At 42.0% G+C, this 20,693-nt stretch carries 18 protein-coding genes; 5 read left to right on the plus strand and 13 right to left on the minus strand.

The features are described 5' to 3' along the window. Positions 1–78: 78 nt before the first annotated feature. From AC1DUD_RS25055 to AC1DUD_RS25075, 5 genes are all read right to left on the minus strand, one after another. The gene (locus tag AC1DUD_RS25055; protein WP_477379553.1) at positions 79–1,338 is read right to left on the minus strand and encodes a glycoside hydrolase family 99 protein; all 1,260 of its coding nucleotides are present in this window, start codon (positions 1,336–1,338) and stop codon (positions 79–81) included. Between the two features lie 37 nt (positions 1,339–1,375). Continuing rightward, positions 1,376–3,628 (minus strand): GH92 family glycosyl hydrolase, encoded by a 2,253-nt coding sequence (locus AC1DUD_RS25060; RefSeq protein ID WP_477379555.1) that lies wholly within the window; start codon positions 3,626–3,628, stop codon positions 1,376–1,378. 373 nt (positions 3,629–4,001) lie between these two features. After that, a complete protein-coding gene (locus tag AC1DUD_RS25065; RefSeq protein WP_477379557.1) occupies positions 4,002–6,566 on the minus strand; it encodes a galactose oxidase in 2,565 nt (854 codons plus the stop codon). A gap of 217 nt (positions 6,567–6,783) precedes the next feature. Beyond that, entirely contained in the window at positions 6,784–8,178 is a 1,395-nt protein-coding gene (locus AC1DUD_RS25070; protein ID WP_477379559.1) for a GDSL-type esterase/lipase family protein, read from the minus strand. Between the two features lie 2 nt (positions 8,179–8,180). Next, positions 8,181–10,325, minus strand: coding sequence for a DUF5703 domain-containing protein (locus AC1DUD_RS25075; protein ID WP_477379561.1), 2,145 nt, complete (start codon positions 10,323–10,325; stop codon positions 8,181–8,183). A gap of 163 nt (positions 10,326–10,488) precedes the next feature. On the opposite strand from AC1DUD_RS25075, the gene AC1DUD_RS25080 reads away from it, so the two are divergent. The 4 genes from AC1DUD_RS25080 to ctlX all read left to right on the plus strand — a co-directional run bounded on the left by AC1DUD_RS25080 (position 10,489) and on the right by ctlX (position 14,287). Further along, positions 10,489–11,262: a helix-turn-helix domain-containing protein gene (locus AC1DUD_RS25080; protein WP_477379563.1), complete on the plus strand. Its 774-nt coding sequence runs from the start codon at positions 10,489–10,491 to the stop codon at positions 11,260–11,262. 66 nt (positions 11,263–11,328) lie between these two features. Continuing rightward, the gene (locus tag AC1DUD_RS25085) at positions 11,329–11,643 is read left to right on the plus strand and encodes a hypothetical protein (RefSeq protein ID WP_477379565.1); all 315 of its coding nucleotides are present in this window, start codon (positions 11,329–11,331) and stop codon (positions 11,641–11,643) included. Positions 11,644–11,788: 145 nt separating this feature from the next. Further along, positions 11,789–13,243, plus strand: coding sequence for an arginine deiminase family protein (locus AC1DUD_RS25090; RefSeq protein ID WP_477379567.1), 1,455 nt, complete (start codon positions 11,789–11,791; stop codon positions 13,241–13,243). A 126-nt stretch (positions 13,244–13,369) separates the two neighbouring features. Then, positions 13,370–14,287: a citrulline utilization hydrolase CtlX gene (ctlX, locus tag AC1DUD_RS25095; protein ID WP_477379569.1), complete on the plus strand. Its 918-nt coding sequence runs from the start codon at positions 13,370–13,372 to the stop codon at positions 14,285–14,287. A 310-nt stretch (positions 14,288–14,597) separates the two neighbouring features. Here the strand turns inward: ctlX and AC1DUD_RS25100 are convergent, their stop codons facing one another. From AC1DUD_RS25100 to AC1DUD_RS25125, 6 genes are all read right to left on the minus strand, one after another. Continuing rightward, positions 14,598–15,119 carry a tetratricopeptide repeat protein gene (locus AC1DUD_RS25100; RefSeq protein WP_477379571.1) on the minus strand — a complete coding sequence of 174 codons (522 nt, stop codon included), beginning with the start codon at positions 15,117–15,119 and terminating at the stop codon, positions 14,598–14,600. 344 nt (positions 15,120–15,463) lie between these two features. Further along, the gene (locus AC1DUD_RS25105; RefSeq protein WP_477379573.1) at positions 15,464–15,709 is read right to left on the minus strand and encodes a hypothetical protein; all 246 of its coding nucleotides are present in this window, start codon (positions 15,707–15,709) and stop codon (positions 15,464–15,466) included. Positions 15,710–15,743: 34 nt separating this feature from the next. Next, a complete protein-coding gene (locus AC1DUD_RS25110) occupies positions 15,744–16,493 on the minus strand; it encodes an ABC transporter ATP-binding protein (RefSeq protein ID WP_477379575.1) in 750 nt (249 codons plus the stop codon). Further along, on the minus strand, positions 16,490–17,359 hold the full coding sequence (locus AC1DUD_RS25115; protein ID WP_477379577.1) for an ABC transporter permease: 870 nt from the start codon (positions 17,357–17,359) through the stop codon (positions 16,490–16,492). Before AC1DUD_RS25115 ends, AC1DUD_RS25110 begins: the two co-directional genes overlap by 4 nt. Beyond that, positions 17,360–18,334 carry an ABC transporter substrate-binding protein gene (locus AC1DUD_RS25120; RefSeq protein WP_477379579.1) on the minus strand — a complete coding sequence of 325 codons (975 nt, stop codon included), beginning with the start codon at positions 18,332–18,334 and terminating at the stop codon, positions 17,360–17,362. 153 nt (positions 18,335–18,487) lie between these two features. Beyond that, positions 18,488–19,132: an HAD family hydrolase gene (locus AC1DUD_RS25125; protein WP_477379581.1), complete on the minus strand. Its 645-nt coding sequence runs from the start codon at positions 19,130–19,132 to the stop codon at positions 18,488–18,490. Between the two features lie 454 nt (positions 19,133–19,586). On the opposite strand from AC1DUD_RS25125, the gene AC1DUD_RS25130 reads away from it, so the two are divergent. Then, the gene (locus AC1DUD_RS25130) at positions 19,587–19,886 is read left to right on the plus strand and encodes a hypothetical protein (protein ID WP_477379583.1); all 300 of its coding nucleotides are present in this window, start codon (positions 19,587–19,589) and stop codon (positions 19,884–19,886) included. Positions 19,887–19,965: 79 nt separating this feature from the next. Here the strand turns inward: AC1DUD_RS25130 and AC1DUD_RS25135 are convergent, their stop codons facing one another. Both AC1DUD_RS25135 and AC1DUD_RS25140 read right to left on the minus strand, forming a co-directional pair. Beyond that, the gene (locus tag AC1DUD_RS25135) at positions 19,966–20,118 is read right to left on the minus strand and encodes a hypothetical protein (protein WP_158603985.1); all 153 of its coding nucleotides are present in this window, start codon (positions 20,116–20,118) and stop codon (positions 19,966–19,968) included. Positions 20,119–20,283: 165 nt separating this feature from the next. Beyond that, positions 20,284–20,691: a DUF983 domain-containing protein gene (locus AC1DUD_RS25140; RefSeq protein WP_330858398.1), complete on the minus strand. Its 408-nt coding sequence runs from the start codon at positions 20,689–20,691 to the stop codon at positions 20,284–20,286. Between the last annotated feature and the right edge of the window lie 2 nt (positions 20,692–20,693).

A 20,693-nucleotide genomic window follows, 5' to 3' on the forward strand; every position in this document is an offset into this window, starting at 1 on the left:
AGTGATTAATAAAACATTAACAGCGGGAGTTTATCCGCCATTAATGTCAATTAAATTGCAGACTGAATGTTGTGAAGACTATTTCTTCACCGGCGGCGGTACATCAGTTGTTAAAGGCACCTGCTTACGGAGCATTTTAGCGGCATAACCCGTTAAATATAAGTAGTAGTCATTGGGGATATCATCCTCAAACGTAACAAACGTACTTAAGCCTACCGGTGGATTTTTGGATACTTTAAGGATAGCTGTACTTTCGTCAACCTCATCAAACATGGCTACATACAGCATTTCGGCGCCGCTGTTGATAGCGCCGTTGATCTGTTTCCAGTAAAAATGACCGCGGTTACGTGGGATCTGGTTTTGCTTTGCCCTCGGGTTCATGTTATGCCAGCTAAAACCAGGGAACACCGTTGGCACATAATCAACCTTATTGGTTTTACACCAGGCAATGTCATCGGCAATGCGGTGCTGAAAAACAGGATAAGCCTCTTCGTTAAAGCGGCCTACAAACCAGGGGTGAACGATATCCACCTTACGCAACAGGTCATGCAGGTGTGGGTCATTCTCCGTATCATTGCCAAAATCACGCCAGTAGGTTGGCACGCCGAGCAATATAGCGCAACCACCGTAAACCGGGTCATTCTTTAAAAAGTCGACGATCTTTTCGCCCTCGGTTAAACCGTAACGGCGATGGTCATTAAAACCGATTCCCCATACGGCCACCAATGGCTTACCGTTATGATACAGCCAGGTTTGGTTATTGCCCCGGTTGGTAACCTTCATGCTGTCAATAAGATGTTTCCAGTCCTTAATTACTAACGAATCTCCGCCTGCATTCATGCCCGACAGGTCATACATTACTGTAATAGCCCTATGGTATTTCTGCGCGTATTTGAGCGCATTGCCTAAAACCACATCATTATGATGCTTGCCTGCCCCGTGCTGTACATCGCCAATAAAACGTTGTACAAAAACGCCGTCTACACCGTATTGCTGCATCCATTTAAAATGTGTTTCGGTTGATGAGGCATCATATGAGCTGTACAGGTAAGCATCGCTGCCATTGGCCAGTTTAAATGGCGATTTATAGGTTTTAGGATATTCGCTTACATCGGGCCACAGATCAATATTGGTATAACCCGGTTCAAACTTACCGTGCGAAACATAGTGGTTCCACCAGCGGTTGCCACCATCACCGGCCGCGTTGAACCATCCCTGGTACCCGGCCATTACCAAACCTTTGTAACTTTTAAATGCCGATGTTTTACTGTGCCTTAACTGCGCGTTGGCAACAGCGCATAGCAGTAGCAGCAAGATGCTAAAAACGTGTTTTTTCATCAGGATAAATTTAATATGTGCTGATTTTTTGCTTAGATCAGATGCCCCAGTTTTTATTTGGTTTAGGTCCCATTTCCAGTTCGAGCGTGCCGCCGGCCATGAGTTGTCCATGTGTAAACAGCGGTTTATTAAGCACCTCTCCGTTAAACTTAGCGCTTTGGATATATTTATTGACTACCGAACAATTGTTGGCTACCAGTTTAAATTGCTTGCCGTTTTGCAGGTTGATGGTAACCTTGCTGAAAACCGGGCTGCCTATGGTATAAACAGGTTTGCCAGGTGTAATAGGATAAAAACCCATTGACGAGAACACCACGAAGGCCGACATGCCGCCGCCATCTTCATCACCCGGGATTCCGAAGATGTTATCCTTATACCAAACATCGAGCAGGAACCTTACACGTTTTTGTGTTTTCCATGGTGTGCCTGCAAAGTTGTACAGATACGGGATATGGAAGCTCGGCTCGTTACCCATGGAATATTGACCAACTAAACCTGTAGCATCAGGAAACTTGGCCCAAAACTGGTATTTGCTCCGGTCAAGGCTTTCGCGGAATAACTGATCCAGACGTGCCTGAAATTTATCCTGACCGCCCATCAGGTTTGACAGACCGGGAATATCATGCTGTACCTGCCACAGGTAAGTCCAGCCGTTGTTTTCGTCATAAAATTCGCGACCGCCTAAACCGCCGTCAAATTTCGGGTCGATATCAATCCAGTTGCCGTCCTTATCTTTCGGGATGAACATCTGTTTATCATCGTTCCACAGGTTTTTATAGTTGAGGGCCCGTTTGGCGAAGGTTTGTTCGTCAGTAGTCTTTTTCAATTCACCGGCTAACTGACCAACAGCCCAATCATCATAACTACCACCGAGGGTAACCGCTACGGCCTGACGTTTTTCAAAGCCATGCACCAGGCTTACGGTTTCCTTTTCGCCCTTTTTCAAAGCCGGAAAATATCCTTTAGTATGATAAAAATCATCCAGCTCGCATTTAGGGCCATTTTCCCAAGGCAGCATGGTCGCCTCGTTGGCATTTTTCAGGACGCCTTCATATGCCTTATCCACATTAAAACCACGGATGCCTTTGCGGTAATCATCCAAAAACATTACCGTAGAGTGGAAACCATTCATGCAAGGATTATCGCCGAACAAAACCGGAAAAGTCGGCATCCAACCACTCTGCTCATACTGGTTAACGTATGAGTTCAGCATGTCTGACTCCAGCTTTGGGTTCAGGATGGTACGGAGCGGGTGTAAGGCTAAATAAGTATCCCAAACCCAATCGTCTACATAAAACGGGCGATTACTGTCATGTACCTTTTTGTCGTAACCGCTGTAATAATGGCCGTCTTCGTTAATATCAACCATGCGCTCATTGCAGCGGTACAAGGCTGTATAAAACGACCGGCGCTGAGCCTCTGTGCCGCCTTCGGTTTCAATCTGGCCAACTACTTTTGCCCACGTTGCTTTGGCTGCATTTTTTAGCGTTTCAAAATCGGCGCTGGCAAACTCATCGTTAAAGTTTTGCTTAGCCTGCTGCGGGCTTACGTAGGATATGGCATATTTAAACTCTATCACATCCGGCGTACCAGCTGCAAAGGTGATGTATGATTTAAGATCTTTTCCATCGGCTGATGCCTGCTTAACCAGGGCATTATCTTTTACTATACCCGTAGTTCCTTTTGCATTAAACTTACCATATACATAGACTTTGATATCATCATGATAGGTTTCAAAACCAGTCAGCTCATTGCCACCTGTAAAAGTAAGATTGGCCGCGCCTTCATTGTATAGCCCAAACAAAATGCTTTTAGCAGTACTTTTAGCCGGGAAGGTAAATTTATAGTTCCCAACCTTTTTGCCGGGAGCAAACTCAACAGTAATATCTTTATCAATCAAGTAAGTTGAATAATACCATGGGCGCGTAACTTCCAGGTCATGATCATAGGTCATGCGTTCGTTCCATGAAGCCGGAGTTAGCGCATTATTATCTGGCTTCACCGAAAACACCTCCCCTAAGCGGTGCGATACTATATTTAGCGGGAAGCTGGAGATCTGATCATCAATATAATCATGACGTACAGGCAGCATCCTGGTCATCTGGTTAGGCAGGTGCGTTGTTGGCCGGGTAGGCTCAAGCAAGGCTCCCACGTTACCAATATGCGGATCGATGTATTGGAGATTGCCTTCGTCTTTTGTTTGGGCGTATGCTGCCGAACACAAACTACTGATACCAATTACCGTGGATAAAAACAATGGTTTAAACAACCGGGGAAATGGGCTTAACATGGATATTAATTTATATTGATATACTGATTAACGTTTTATGCTGACTCTGTAAAAATACAAGCGACAGACTTATTAATTGGTTATAACCTCAGAAAAATCGCTTTCAATGTTGTCGTCACGAGGCACCTACGGAGCCTTAAAGTCTCCTTAATATTATCTATAAACACGGAACTCCTACGGAGTTGGATCTCCTCTTTTTTTAACTCTATGGGAGTTTTGTGTTTATAGCAAAAACAGTCCGGACTTAGGCTCCGTAGGTGCCTCGTGTTTATTAAAATTGATCAACTGGTTATAACCTCAAAATTGCTCGCACAAATTAATTAATCATTAAAAATTGATTAATTAATTCAATAAATATCAATTGTAACAGATTTTATTCGAGAATTGAATGAAAATCACGCTCAAAAGCTTCGCCGTAAATAGCCTTGTATTCCTTGTTGAAATTCTCGAAAGTATTTTTAGCTAACGAGTGCTTGCCGATATGTGCCAACGCTTTGCACTTAAGGATCATAGCCTCTTCATTTACCGGGTCAAAATAGAAAATATCATTTGCCAGCTTGATCAAAAACTCCGGATCGTCGGTCACTTTTATCGAATTGGCAAACTGGATGTATGAATCGGTGATCTCGTTGGATACTTCTGACTTGAACGCGTCCAACCATTCATACTCTATGTTCGACAGGAAATTGCCGCGCTGGGTGATGTGCGTAAGCTGTGTGATCTTTTGTTTGTTGAGTTTGCTTTTGTTCGATACGATATTGAGGTAATTATGATAATCAACCTGGATCTCGTTATAGTCAATCTCAATTTTCCAGTAGCCTGTATCTTTTGATAAGTGACAATGCCCCATCTTATCCAGCAGGGATTTAAGCTTGGCTATATTTACCGAACGGTTATTCCGCGCGCTTTTTTCCGATTTATCAAACCAAAGGATCTCGTTCAGCTTTTCGGAACTTACACCCCGGTCAAATTTAACCGAGTAGATGAGGATCACGAGAAACAGCTCTTTTAACAGCGGCGTAAAGTATTTGGTGATCTCATTACCATCAGGCGTAAACAATTGCAGGTCACCAAATAAAAATATAGCATTTTTATTGGCATGCAGCCTGCTTTCATTTTCCCCGTTATCCTCGGATACCACCAATTCCTGCATTTGATTAACAGGCGGCGTTGCTTCAGCTATTTGAGATTCCGGCAGAACTTGCGAAGCTGCTTTGTTATGACGGTTAATAACAACAATCGCCGCTATTACTAAGCATACGACACAACCGCCAACTATCATCCATAATAGCAAACCGATATGGCCTTTTGACAAAATATTAGTTACAATCGGTTCAGGTGGACTAAGCAGCGAATAGATCTTAACCCTGGTGCGGTCATTTTCTTTAAACAGCGTTACAGATAAAAATTTAGCACTATGCGGGAGATAGCATAGATCGGCAAAGGCGCTCACATCGTGAAACTGAAATGGGATAGTATCCCCCACCATTTCGTAAGCAGGCTTATCCAATGAGCCTTTTATAAGCTGTAAATTTGAGTTAAATTTATGCTGAGGGAAGATCAAACCATAATAGGTTTTATCCTTTGAATTGATGACAAGTGAATTAGCGAAAACAAAGTCCTCATTCTTAACATCGATATTGAAGAGCTTTTTAAAGGATTTGTCTTTAACTGTAAAACGCACCATATCGTACAGGTTACGCGGGTTCACGATCTGCTGGCCGGATGCGCTGCCATAACCTCCTATTACATACACAGTGTCTCCATTGGCATTAGCCCCTAACCCGGCCAGGTAGCGCGGGGTAAAAGTATCGCCCTTAAACTTAACCTTTTCCCATTGTTTGGTATTAAGACTGAACCTGCGGACACTGTCCTTATAAATCAGCTGTCCGTAGCCGCCTATAGTATAAACAGCTGTATCCGTTTTACTGAAAAACTTATTAAGGTGTCCGTTATTGGTTGCAAAATTGCTGTAGCCTTTATCCCATTTGCCGGTTACAAAATCAAACGTACCAACAGCCGTTTGATCCATATACAGATAATACAGCTTATTATTGGCATACAAAGCCTCATCGCCGGGAACCAGACTTTGGCGCCCCGATGAGTAGGCTTTACTTTTTAACTGAGGCGTTTTGTTAACCGAATAGGTAACCAATGAGTCGGCAGTGATGATAAATACATCTTCATTTGCCGCATCAAAAGCTAAGCTGGCATCTCCCGGAACAGTAAATTCCTTTTCCAGTTGCCAGTTACGGTGTCGCGCTTTGATCCAAAGCGGGTTATTAATTGAGCCGTTGTTTTGATTTTCGGTTTCGTTGGCAATACTGCCCTGCCATTCATTGAGCGGCCAGTTGGCTATTTGCTCGGTATTTTGCAATACGCGAACATCGCGCAATTTAAAAGGAGGCAGATCCGTGGTTTGAAACTGCTTATAGGCATTGGCACCAAAAAGCAATTTATAATTTGAACCTGCTTTTAAATGGATCCCTGTTTCGTTTAAAGACTGATTACCCGAAACAACCGTGATCCGGTCATTTTTATAGTCGAGTTGGATCTTAAAATTATTCCAGCGTTCAAAAAGATCTTTATCATCAATATTGAAGGATATTTTTGAAAGTCGTTCTCCTATGATAATCTTAAAATGCTTCGTATTAGCCTGGTTATCATATACTAAGTCGACATTTTGGTTATCATCGCCTATCAACCGTAAAATGTAACCGAAGTAAATAACCCTGTTGGGTATGAAAGAAAGATCGAAAGAAACTTCAAATTTATCTTTCCTGGCGAGGTTTTTAAGGTCAAGATCGAGCCCCGTACGTTTATCCTGTACAACTTCATGGCTGTAAAACCCCAACCCGTATGATTGTGCACAGACAGGCGATTTGAACAGGAAATTCAATAAAACAGTAACAATTATCCCCGGTAAAAAAAATCTCATGTTGATAAGTACACCTTAAGCATTACAACTTATGTACCGCTCTGTAATTTATAATTTAGGCCCAAATTCAATGTTTTTCAATTGGCTCGATTGGCTAAAATTACAATAAATACCGTTTAGTTTCAAAGATTATAACATTATAATCCCACGGCTTATAAAGCGGTTTAAGCTTCAATCATTTAGTGAACTTATACTTAGTGTACAATATAATTTGATATTAATTTGGCAGGGGGATTGCGTATCCTGTCGCCTTTAAAATAAACTCAACTATAGGGGCCGGATTAGGTAAACTATGCGGGTGATGTTTAAAGCCCGGCTTATGAATTACAGTTATCGAACCACCCAGCTCCTTAACCTTTAGCTCAAACAACAGGGTGTTTTTTGAAGGATCAACCGCCTCATCGTCATCGGCCGAAAGGTGCAGCATGGGAAAATTGCCTTTTACAATTTGAGCTACCTTATCAATAGGGCTTACCTTTAATGAACCAATTTGCCCGGCGTAGGTTAAATTGAAATCTTTTTTTAGGATAGCAGAATCGGGCCAGTACTTCAGATCAAGCAGGGCATTATCGGCATAGGTGCAGTCAACTTTATTAGGATTAACGGCAGCCCAGTTGTACATGTAAATGCCGCCCCTGCTCATTCCTTCGAGCACTGCCTTCTTACCCAGCCCAGCATTGGTGAGCGTTTTATAAAAATCGTTCCAGTAGCCAATGGCTTTGCTATTGCCTAACAGCTCGGCTACATCACAATAAACAATATGGAAACCGCGCTCCAAAAGCGCTATGTCTGTTTGCGGTTCGTGGCCCCAAAAACGAGCTCGCCATACCCATGGGTGACCTTTGGCTGCCCATTTTGGTTTTACCACTTTGCAATCACGGTTATCAAAAGTAAATTCGGCACAGGGGTATCCGTAAAAATTAGTCTCCTTAAATTGCTGGTTCATACGATTAAAAACATCAAAAGTATTATCCCGTGGCTGTACAACAACATCGAATAATCTTTTGGCCGTCATCGCTGCCCCCTCTATGTTTGGGTGGATCTTGTCAGGCATCCAGCTTTCGTGATTAACAAACATAGAGTGCATATCAATTACTTCAAGGTGCTCATTATAGGCCACATTCCTGAGTTTAGGGATAATACTGTTAACTATTGTTTTATCATAGATCTGGTTAGTATCTGTCAGAAACGAAGGGATTGGCAACAATAATACAATGCGCGGATGCGAGGGCAATTGGGCGAAAGATTGGATCAGGTCATGATAATCTTTTTCGTACTCGTCAAGATGTACCCGGTTGATGAGTTTGGCATCATTTCCTCCCAAATCTATAAATACAAGGTCGGGCTTACTTCGCAACGCCTGCTGATAAGCTTTGGTACTCCAGTATGAAAGATCACCTTTACGCAAAAGTGTAGCGCTGCTCACCCCGAAGTTGCTCACCGCGTAATTTTTGCCCAAAAGCTTTTGCAGCTGTGCCGGGTACGATTGTGTAGCCGGATCGGGCAAAGTAGCGCCATAAGTGATGCTTGCACCTATACAGGTTATTCTTGTAATTGCATTTGCCGTATTTACGAGGCAAAAAGCTATCAGTATACTTAAGATCTTTTTCATGATTATTGCTTTTTGCTCATGTCGGTAACATCTGCCAGGCGGTTGGCGGGCGTAACCTTCAAACCGGTGAGTTTGCCGTTAATTACCTTACCTTCAACAGTGGTTTTATAAGGGGCATTGAGTTTAAAATCAGCGTTCCAGCCGGCAGGCCAAGCGGGTAACAGCATGATCTTTTTGCCCTCGGTTTGCATTAGCATGAGTTGCAGGCCATTCTCGCCGTTACCGCCGTTATCCTCGTCGGGCATGTAATCATTTCCCTTATCCCAAAACGCAGGGAACTTCAGGCCCGGATCTTTACGGGTAAGGGCAAAGTTGGTATAGTCCTTAGCTACTTCCGCGTCGCCGATCATAGCAGCCTGGATTGGGTCCTGCACCCAGCAGCCTTTAGCACGTTGCTTACGGGTATTGAAAGTATTGATGGCCACGTCAAGATTGGGTTTGCCTAAACCATAAATCCTGAATGGATATATGGCATACAATTCGGGATTTTCACTATTGAATGATTTGGCTGTTTGCGGACCGGTATAAGGCAGCAGTACAGTTTTACCGTCATGATCTGCCGTTGGCAGCGGCGGCAGTTCGCCATAAAATTTCTGCCAGGGTTGCCGGGTGTGTGCATCTACAATTGTTGATGGTAACGCTATCATCCGGCTTAGCACCGCATGCAACCCGGCAATATCGGGTGCAGGGTTATGCACCTTCCAAAACATTTCTATTGAGTTATCGGGATCGAGCAGGAGCTTACCTGTACTGTCGCGCTTAAAATGCTCATCAAAAAACTGCAATCCTGCCGAAGCAACAGGCAATAGCGTTTTTTTTGCAAATTTGGTGTCGCCGGTGTACTCGTAGTAATCAAGCATCATCATGCTTAATTCAAGTATAGGGGTAAAATAGTGATTGGTGTAATTGGCCTTCACCTCGGGGCCCATATAGTTTAAGCCGCCCCAAAACGGTGCTGTTTCGGCAAAATAAGCGCCGCCATGCTTGTAAAACTCATTAACCTGTTTAGCATTGGCGGGCAGGACATTGGCATACATCCTGAACAGCGGTAGCATCATATCAAAATCGCCTGCCATAAGGCGTGGCCAGTACATTGCCCGGGTATTCTGAAACCAGTATTGCCCGCCCCAGGCACGGTAATCGGCATTGGCATTTTTGGCCGGGTTATCTATCACGAAAATAGAGCCGTTGAATTTAATCGGGTATGCTCCCCTGCCGGCACAAGCTGTAACAAAACGTTGCAAAATATATCCCTGCGTAACTTTTTCAGCCTGCTCATCACCGGTTACAAACACGTTGCTCCGGTTCCAGAACTGTTGCCACCATTTTTGGTGGGCCAAACGGCTTTGCTCAAGGTTTAATTGTTCAATAGTTTTAACCTTTGGCTCCAGTTTATCAAGCCATTGACTGCCGCTTCCTGCAACAGCTGTTAAAGGATAAATAGAGATCATCCGCGATGTTACCTTGTCCGATCTTAACGTAATATCACCCTGGTTGGAAAGGCCAGCCCCTTTAATCACAGCGCCAAAAGTAAGATTAGCCAAGTGCGAATCTGTTGTTGGCGAATTATGATGATACCAGGCTATCCGGTTCTTTTGTCCATTCAGCACCGTATCTGTTTTACCGGCACGCCAGTTTTCCAGTTTTACGTTCACTATAGCTGCTGTTGTGCTTTTTGTTTCAACCCTGATAACCGGGTGGTTGGCATCAACCCAAACACGGTACTGAACTAAGGATTTGCCTACGCCTGCCTGCGCCCAGATCTCCCCGTTGCGGAGTTTTAAAATCTGTTTAAACGGAACATTGCTTTTTAATGGATCAGGGCTTACCGATACCCTTACAGCACCCAGTTTCATCAATATGCCGCCCTGTTTCATCCAGTCGTCTTTTTCGGCATCAAGCTCACCACCCCAGGCATCAGTTTTGCTGATGTAAAATACCAGGTCGCCATTTTTTTCGAACCATACGTTGAGGCCAATATCACCGTTACCCAAAGGCATTGACTGTGCCGATGTTGGCCCGGGAGTGTCCCATTCAACATTGTAATGATCTAATTGCCGGTTATTGATTAATTGTGCAGAACAAAGCGTAGTAGTAAAGGCAAGAAACAGCGTTGTGAGTATCAACCCAGCGTTTTTTGTATTCATAAGTTTATATTAACGGGATGGTTTAACCCCGTGCTTATTGGTTAATTGATGATACAAATAAATTAGCCGAACTTAATAAAAGATTAAAAAATAATTAACCGGACAAATTAATCGCAATCGATTGTAGTAATCTATTGATTCACAAATTCCATATCTTAGTTAAATGCATATTGAACGTTTTATACCCGGCGAAATATTGAGGCCATTCGTACGGCAATATGTTTTTGTTGAAACCAGGGAAGACCTCGTTAACCGCATCCTGCCGGACACATCGCTGGTAATGGCTTTCAGGTACAGCGGACATATTAATGACGTTACCCGGGTACATCCCGATCATCTCCCCTCCTCTTTAGTAACAGGTTTAAAAAAGTCGCCAAGGTTAATCAATTATACTTCGGGTACGGGCAATATGCTGGTATTGTTCAAAGCCGCCGGAGCGGCGGCATTTTTTAAACACCCGCTTCATGAATTGTTTGAGGCGAGCATACCACTCGATAATTTTATCTCACCGGATCAATTAATCTCAATTGAAGAACAACTGGCAGAAGCTGCCGACAATCAACAACGGGTAACTATTATTGAACAGTTTTTGAACAGACATATCGAAAATTACAAGCAGGATCAATTAATCATATCTGCCCTGCAAAAGATCCGCCTTTCAAAAGGCCAGATCAAAATCAAGGAACTTGCCGATGCTCATTATTTAAGCCAGGACGCGTTTGAAAAACGGTTCAGGCGGGTGGTTGGTACTTCGCCAAAGCAGTTTTCAACTATTATTAAAATCAAGTCGATAGTTGATAACAGGCCACAAAACGGTTCGCTCACCCAAATGGCCCTGGAAGCAGGGTATTTTGACCAGCCGCATTTCAATAAGGAATTTAAACTGTTCACTGGGTTAAGCCCTACCAATTTCTTTAAAATACCACAAGCCTGGTAAATCAATGATTTTTTACAAGTATTAGCTTTCCATTGTCCCGATTTTTGAATAAAAACAAGGATAATCATGAAACAGATATTTATTGACCAATTTATTGTTCCCGCCACTGCTCAGCAGGAATTTAAAGAACGGATGAAGATCAACAGGGATTTTATTAAAAAACTTGAGGGCTTTATTGAAGACAGAGCTTATGAACGGCAGGACGACCAAGGCAACCTCATTTGCATCACAACCGCCATTTGGCAAAATGAGGCTGTTTTGCAAAAAGCTAAAGAAGCCGTTCAACAATTATATCAACAACAGGGTTTTGATATGAAAGCGATGCTGCAAAGATTAAACGTTAGCATGGCAAGGAACACTTACCAGGAGATAACAGGTTAAACAAATCAGCAACATATAATCACTGCATTTTCGTTCTGAGTTAAAATAAACGAAACGGGCAAATATTATCGCAGGCTTATTTTGATGGCCAAGCCCGTTTTGTAATTTAATTTCTGATAGATTTGTGTTACGATTATAGTACTTTATGACATTAACCAACTCCGATTTTAAAATAGATGTAACCTCCGAAATTGGCACACTTCGTACACTGCTTATTCACAGTCCGGATAGCGGGTTGGGTAAAGTTGTGCCCTCAAAGGCGCAGGACTGGCTTTTTGAAGATATCATCCACCTGGATACTGTGCGCAGGAACGAATATGATTATTACGTAAAACTGTTACTCTATTTTCTTGATCCGGGTAAAATAAAAGGTAAACTGCATCAAATTGATGATGAAAGCACGCGCCGTTCGTTTTTTAAACCTGACAATGCAGGTTTCCATTCTTCAGATAAAGTTATCGAGATCCAAACCCTGTTGGCTGATATTTTACAGCAGCCGGATATCCGCAAAAAACTGGTTGCCGCTGTTTGCGCCGTTGAAAGTTGCAATTACCGTTTGCAGCAGCAATTGACAGACACCAATCCTGCGGAACTGGCTAAGATCTTTATTTCGGGCTCATTAACCACCGAGGAAATGATCTTTGCCCCTATTCCTAACCTCATTTTTTCGAGAGATCTGGGTATAGCAGTAAATAACCACATGCTGCTTAATAAACCAGCCAAAAAGGCCCGTTTCCGCGAAACTCTTTTAATGCGATATATCTTTTTCAACCATCCGCTGTTTGAAGCCTACCGCGATAATATTTTGGAGATCCCGGAAACCGCCCAGCATTTTTTACGTCCCGGAGAGGACGCAGAAGGTCGCACCACTTTAGAAGGCGGTGATGTAATGATGGTAAGCCCCGATCATTTGGTAATTGGCTGCAGTGAACGTACATCCGTTAGTGGTGCCAATGAAGCGATCAGGCTGTTGTTTGAACATGACGTGGTAAAGAAAGTGACCATCGTAAAAATCCCCAACAAACGTGACTACATGCATATCGACACTGTTTTTACGCAGGTAAAACGCGATACCTGGGTACTGCTCAGATCACTTGCAGTTGCCGAAGCCCCGATTGAAGAACGGGAACCTATATCCTGGTTTGCTGATAAAAAACAGAAAGAGCGTCCGGAGATCGTGCAATTTAAAAAAGACGAAAAACCAAGGCTGTTCGGCTGTATTGAAGACCTACTAGCCGATATCAGCGAGAACGACCTCAAAAGCGGCGTAAAAACAAAGTTCATTTACTCAGGCAACAATACCTTCCCTTTTGATGCCCGAGAGCAGTGGACCGACTCCTGCAACCTCCTCGCCTTAAAAGAAGGCGTAGTTGTTGGGTACGACCGTAACGACAAAACCGTGGAAGCATTTAAAGAAGGCGGCTTTAATGTGGTCAGGATAGCAGAACTGATCCAAAAGTTTGAGAATAACGAACTTGATCCGCAAAGCTTAACAGATACGTTAATATTAATGCCTTCGGCCGAATTATCCCGTGCCCGCGGTGGTTTTCACTGTATGAGCATGCCGATATTAAGGGATAATATTCTGAACCGGGATTAAACTGATTCGTTTGATTTATGGGATTTTATTAGTAAATCAATATCCAGAACAGCAACAATCTAAAAATCAAAAAGCAAACAAAAATCCTGGGAATCCATTAATCCCATAAATCAAGGTTCAGACATTATGAGTCAATCAACATCACATATATTAATGATCCGCCCGGTTAATTTCGGGTTTAATGAAGAAACTGCTGCAAGCAATGCTTTTCAAAATGCTAATGCCGAAAAAAATGGCGTACAGGAAAAAGCATTAAGTGAGTTTAATGGGATGGTTAACATTTTGCGCCATAATGGTATAGATGTGACTGTTATAGATGATACCCATCAACCCTATACCCCAGATTCAATATTTCCAAACAACTGGGTATCATTCCATAACGATGGAGGTGTTTTCCTGTACCCAATGCAGGCCGAAAATCGCCGTCTTGAACGCCGGGAGGATATTATAACCAATCTGGAAGATAAATTTAAAGTCGCCCATGTAATTGACTTGAGCCGCTTTGAACACGAGCGTCGGTTTTTGGAAGGTACCGGCAGTATGGTGCTTGACAGGGATAATAAAATAGCGTACGCCTGCTTATCGCCCCGAACTGATAAAGAAGTACTTAATTATTTTTGTGAGCAGTCGGGTTATCAACCTGTCAGCTTTGAAGCCGTTGATGAAAAAGGCAAAGCCATTTATCACACCAATGTGCTGATGTGTATCGGCAGCCGGTTTGCGGTAATCTGTTTGGGCAGCATCCCTAACCCGCACGAAAGGATAACGGTTACCGCATCACTAAAATCATCACACAAAGAAATTATTGAGATCAGCTTTGAGCAGATGAACCAGTTTGCGGGCAATATGCTTGAGGTGAAAAACAAGGTTGGCGAAACTTTGATCGTGATGTCGCAAAATGCTTTTAATGCCCTGAATGAAGTACAGCGTTCGGCTTTACAAAAGTATGGTAAGCTGGTTTATGCAGATATCAATACGATTGAAACCAATGGGGGTGGCAGCGCGAGATGCATGATGGCTGAGGTGCATTTGCCGGTTAAATAGTTTAGCCCTTACCAACCTATAGCCCTGCAGAGATAAAGAATTATCATGATAGTGATATGCAAAAGCAGGTGCTTTGCCGAATATTTAGGCTTCATAATTATGATTCGTTTATCAAAGCTGTAATTTAATTATTGCAAGATAATTTACAGCCAATACACATTTTTCACAAAAATTGTATTGTATCTGTATAACAACATCTTACATTAAATACGTACATTTATGCATACGTTATTAATTAGGATTTTTTATTACAAATAAGCCCCAGAATTTGGGGCTTATTTGTTTAAAGTACCTGCTAAAACTATACATGTTATTCGGTAATGAAATAAGTGTAAGCCTGTTTTTGCTTCATTTTTGAGCGTACGCGTTTAAAGCTATCTTCAATGTCTTTACGCTCGTCTTTTTCAGTTACTTCCATAAAAGCTTCCTGGTAATAACCTAACGCTTTGTTCCAGTCTTTTTGCTTTTCGTAAAACAAGCCCATTAACTCAAAAGTTCGGGATTTATCAACTCCAGGTATAGTTAAAGCTTGCGCAGAAATAGTTGCAACCAATTTCTCCATGCTAAGGAACACCACCAAATCGAGATAATGGGTGTAGTTATCAGGAAATGATGGTTCCAGTTCCATGCAGGTTTTAAAATGATAGCCTGCGGTTTGGTAATCCTGGATCTTGTAATAGTAGATCATCCCTAACTGGTAATGCGCCCTTGCAAAAAAAGGTTCATCCGCAACAATCTGGTTTAATATATTCAAGCCTTTAGGTGTTTCGCCGAACGATAGTTCATCAACAGCCTGGAGGTACTTTTCTTCTATTGAATAATAATTGTCCATATAAAATTTCAAATTCAATTAAGCTTACGTTTAAGTAGTGCTTAATGTTATACTAATGTAGTAAATGTAGGGTCGGTTTGGGTACTTCGAAACCGCTATACCGGAGTTGAGAAGAGAATTATTGATGCAAAACCCTTCTGCTGCGACACCATGGGCCACATTATTGTTGAGCAGAATGATCTATTAAACAGCATCGGTTTGTATTTTTATTAACGCAAACCTACAATTATTGAATGAGAAAAGCAAGAGAAGAAAAGTCATGCACAAGGTTAATACATTGTGCATGAGGTTTATTGCCTTTATATGACTGGGAAAGGCTTCATATAAAAATAGCAGCTTGTTGGTTAAGCTGCTATTGCGTTTTGTTTAACGGCCTCAATCAGGAAGTTATTTTTTAATTCTTTTTCGGAGATCATCACACTAAAGTCGTCAAACTTAACGCCATGCTCAAGCGGGTAAAGTATATAGCCGCGTTTTAGGGCATCGTATGCGCCAAGTTCAAATGTTTCGTCGTGTTTTTTTCCTTTTATTTTTGCGCCGCTCACTAACTGGTAAGCGTCGGATATGGTTTCAAAATTATTGTTTTTCATGGTACAGAGTTATATACAATTACTCTGCCAATTTTTAGGCAAACCAGTCGAACAGGTCGTTTTGTTTTAAAGAAACTTTATCTTTCCCTGATAAATCATTAATAATCAACCCCTCGCCCATTTGTATTATTCGTGTGCCATAATTAAAAGCGTCCTTTAAATTATGTGTAATGAATACAGCTGTCAGGTTAAAATCACGGATCAGTGTATCAGCCGTCCGCATTACTATATCTGCAGAGCGCGGGTCGAGGGCTGCGGTAGGCTCATCCAGCAGTAAAACCTTGCAACTGTCCATCACGCTCATCAGCAGGGTTAGTGCCTGCCGTTGCCCGCCTGATAAGGTACCCATTGGTTGCTCTATCTTATCCTGCAAACCCATGCCAAGACTGGCCACTTTTTCCTGCACTTCTTTTTTAAAAGCATCGTTCACCCCAACAGATAAACCCTTTGTTTTGGTACGGAGCGAAGCCAGGCGAAAATTATCTAAAATACTCAGATCAGGCGCAGTACCGCTCAATGGATTTTGGAATACCCTCGCAATCCACTGGCTGCGTTTATAATCGGGGAGTTTGGTTACGTCGCTGCCGTCAATGCCTATTGTACCACTATCAGCTAATACACTTCCGGCAATTAAATTAAGCAGGGTAGTTTTACCCGAGCCATTTGAGCCTACTACTACCAAAAACTCACCGTCCTTTATCTCCAGTGTAATACCATTAACCGCGTTTACCTGGTTAGCTTTACCTTTATTGAATATTTTATGTACGTCGGTTATCGTTATCATGATGATTTTAATAAGGATAAACGCGGCAGACTTACGATCACCAGCACAAAGCTGGCGGTAACTATTTTCAGTAGTTTAGGATCTACACCTACCGACAGGGTGAACGCCAGTACCAGCTGAAATATCACCGCGCCGGTTAATACCAATACAAGGCTCAACCATACAGAAGTTAGCTTTAACCAGTTAATTAACGTTTCGGCAATGATCACCGATCCTAACCCGACTATTACAATCCCGATGCCCATACTGATATCCGCAAAACCCTGGAACTGCGCCACAAGGTAGCCGCTCAAAGCTGTGAGCGCGTTGGCCAAAGCTAATCCGGTGATCTTCATCCTGTCGGTATTTACACCTAACGAACGGATCATGGATTCACTATTGCCTGTAGCCCGCATAGCGATGCCAAAATCAGTTTTGAGCAAATAACCTATCAGGAAAGTGATGAGGATAACGAAAATGGCAAGGATCCAGAATGTATTTTGGTTGGGATCGCTTACTACATTTACAATAGTAAACAGCGAAGGCAAATTGATGAGCGGTAAATTCGACCGGCCCATAATAGTAAGGTTAACCGAGTAAAGTGCCGTCATAACCAGGATGCCGGCCAGTAGTGCATTGATCTTTAATTTGGTATGGATAATACCGGTAATAGCCCCTGCCGTTGCCCCTGCCAAAATCACAGCAGGTAAAATAACGTAGGTAGGCTGATGGTTGGTCAGCAATACCGCCGTTACCACACCGCCCAATGTATAACTGCCATCGGTTGTGATATCCGGAATATTAAAGATCTTCATGGATATATAGATCCCCAGCGCTATGGCCGAAAAGCACAGGCCTTGCAGTAAAGCGGTAAGGTAAAAATCCATTTATTTTACAGGCTCAAAATTTGGCGGAATGGTGATGTTATATTTCTTAGCGGCAGCTGGGTTATATACCCTCTTCCTGATCTTCACCATTTCGGGTTGTAGGCCATCAGTTTTATGGGTTTTAAGGAATTGAGCAGCCTGCTCGCCAGCCTGGTATCCCCACTGATAAATATCGGCACCAAAAGCAGCTACCGCACCGCGCTGCACCAGGCCTGCTTCACTGGTAAAAATAGGGATGTTTTTCTGATTGCAGTTTTTCAGGATGGTTTCAAACGATGCGAAAACAGTATTATCCGGGTTAGCGAAAAATGCATCGATGTTTTTGCTTAATAGCGATTGCGTAACCAACTGGGCGTCGGCTGAGGTATTTAAAGGAAGCGCCACAATATCAACATTTAAGCCTGCTGCTAATGATTTGATACGAGCCAACGCATCGGCAGATTGTGGTTCTGATTGATTATAGATCATCCCGATAACCAGCTTTGCGCCCTTTGGCTTAAGCAATTTGGGGATAATACTGAATGAAGTATCAATATAGTTTAACTCTTCTACCGCGCCAAAAAGGTTGGCCGGGGCTTTTCCGCTTGCATCAACTACTTTCATCCGTTCGGCTGTTGGGGATACCATGGCAAAAACCGGGATATGCTGTGTTTTTTGAAGCGCTGTTACGGTCGATAGCGTTGTACAGGTTGCCAGTAGGTTAACACTATCGGTAACAAAGTGGTTTACGATCTGTGTAAGTGTTGGAATATCGCCCTGCGCGTTGCTGTACTCGATCTGTACAGTCTTTTTTTCTTCGCTAAAGCCATTCTTAGCCAAAGCATCGGTAAAACCTTTGCGCGCCTGGGATATCGTAGCATCTTCAAAAGCATCAACAAAACCAACTACAGGCACCTGCATTGATTTGGTTTTGGGTTTACACGATACAAAAGAAATAAAAACTAAAGCTATGGGCAGATACTTGATGAACTTCATGTTACTAAATTAAATTTTTAGCTGTAAAGCTGAAAGAACAATGGTAAAAGCTGAAAATTGTTTTACAATAGGATTATAACTACAACAAGCCGCATTACAATTCAGGATAGCAAAATCACTCCTATCCTGAACAGTTTTGATAAAATTATAAGCTTAAAGCAGTTCTTTAAGTTCGGCAAAATTACTGATGGTTGCTACCATGCCATCCGGCACAACACCAAAACCGTAATTGGCGAAGATAAAAGGCACTCCGGCTTGTTTTGCGGCGTTATAATCGCCCATGGYATCGCCCACATAAACAGGAGCTTTCAGTTGATGATCGCTTACTACGTCTTTAATATTATCAGCTTTCGGGTTTCCCTTTGTGCCGAAACACTGATGACCAAGGAAATGACCATGCAATTGATTCAAATCCAAAAACAATTCAATGTAGCCGTTCTGGCAATTGCTCACGATGTAAAGCTTATAGTTTGCCGCAAGGTATTTAAGTGTTTCTTCCAATTGCGGATAAAGCTCGCCTCCTTTGGTGTGCAGTATCTCCAGTTCGCTAACGGCACAAAGCGCTTGCACTTCTTTACGTTGCTCGATATTAAGATCCGGGAATAATTTATCAAAAATGGCATCGTAAGTCATGCCGGTGATAGAACGCACACGTTCCTGCGTCATTTCCTCCTTAATATAATCTACCTTGCTTATAGCTGCCTGCCAGGCGAGGGCCACATTAGCTGTACTATCCCAAAGAGTACCGTCCAGATCAAAAATTATGCTGTCGTATTTATTTTTAAGCGAATCATTCATATCGCCGGCAAAAGTAAGATTTTTTACTCCTGCCGGTATCAGATTGATGTTAATTTATGATTGAGCAAAATATGAGATATTGTAATACAATTACTGTTCTTTTTTTCACATTGTGGAATAAGATCGAAATCTGTCAAATGGCTATTATTTTATTCAACTTGCAGCTATACAACTGCAACTATTACCTGTAACCAGCCTATACAGGATTGAATATTTGATGTACCTCACAATTTTCACATAATGCGACAAAATATTTTTTTTATCGATCTTATAACATTATATCAAATTTTCTTTCTACATTTAATTATTCACCCATATCTATTAAAAATTGCGTAAAACTACGTACGCAAAACGGTGAAATCCCTGATTATTTTTTATAACGCGTTGGCTATTTTTGAAATATAATTTGTTTCTGAACATCTGGAGGCATTTTTAAAAAACTTACACCTTGCTTATGAAATTATTCTACCATTTTCTTGTACTGGTTGCGGCATCCCTTATTTTAATAGCATGTGCCAATATGTTTGCCTCAACGCCTGAAAAAAAGCTCAAGCCCGCTCAGCGCAGCGATATTAACTTAAACGAGGATTCGCTATATAATTCAGAAATTAATACCCGTCTTATATTTTCAGACTCACATTACCATGATGTTTTAAACAGATACAACAATAGTAATCGCGGGGCAAAAAATCAGCCTTTTAATAGTTTACTTATTGCATCAAATTACGTTGGCCTAAACCAAATCGAAGAATAATTTAGTTTAATAGTTAGTTAATTAGTTAGGAACAGTTGTAAACAGTCGGTACAGAAATGAACCGACTGTTTTTTTATGATCAGAATTTGGGAAACGAACCCAAACCAAAAAATATAGCGAATAACGGGATAGCTAATAAGAAATATGCTTTTGCCAATTGCCTGTCATCGGCATTACCAGCTACAAATACATTATATAGATCGGCTTTCAGTGATTGAAGTTTTGCTTTCATGATAATAGATTTTAAGTAATTATAAACAGCTTAATTTCAAATACTTATTTAATTTATATAAATCAAGCTTGTTATTATTATGACTGTGGCCGCTGTTTTTGGTTTAAATGAAAATGCCCTTAATTTTTCAATCAAGGGCATCGTTTTGTATTTCAGTCAGTTAAATTATTTCGTTTTATCTTCGCTCATCTCCGGGTGGTAATGTAAGCCCGGTGTAAGCCAGTGCAAAAGCATCACCCTTGAATACCTGTAATTAAATGGAGCCAAAGCAACCGCCACCCCTAAAATAATGGTTACATATAACCATGGGTTGCTGCTGCCTGTTAAAACACTGATAGCAACAGCCAGCGTAACCATTTCGGCAACGTTAAGCGCGTAGCTGGCAAACATAGCTACATAAAAATAGCCCGGCTCACGCTCATATACCAGGCCGCAGTGCGAGCATGTTTTATGCATTTCCTGGCCTTTAAATTCATACATACCAGAAATGAACAGATCACCGCGCCTACAACGCGGACATTTGGCGTTTGCAAAAGCAGACCATGCAGATAATTTATATTTAGGGGTTTCCATAT

Source organism: Mucilaginibacter sp. P4_A11 (assembly GCF_056402535.1).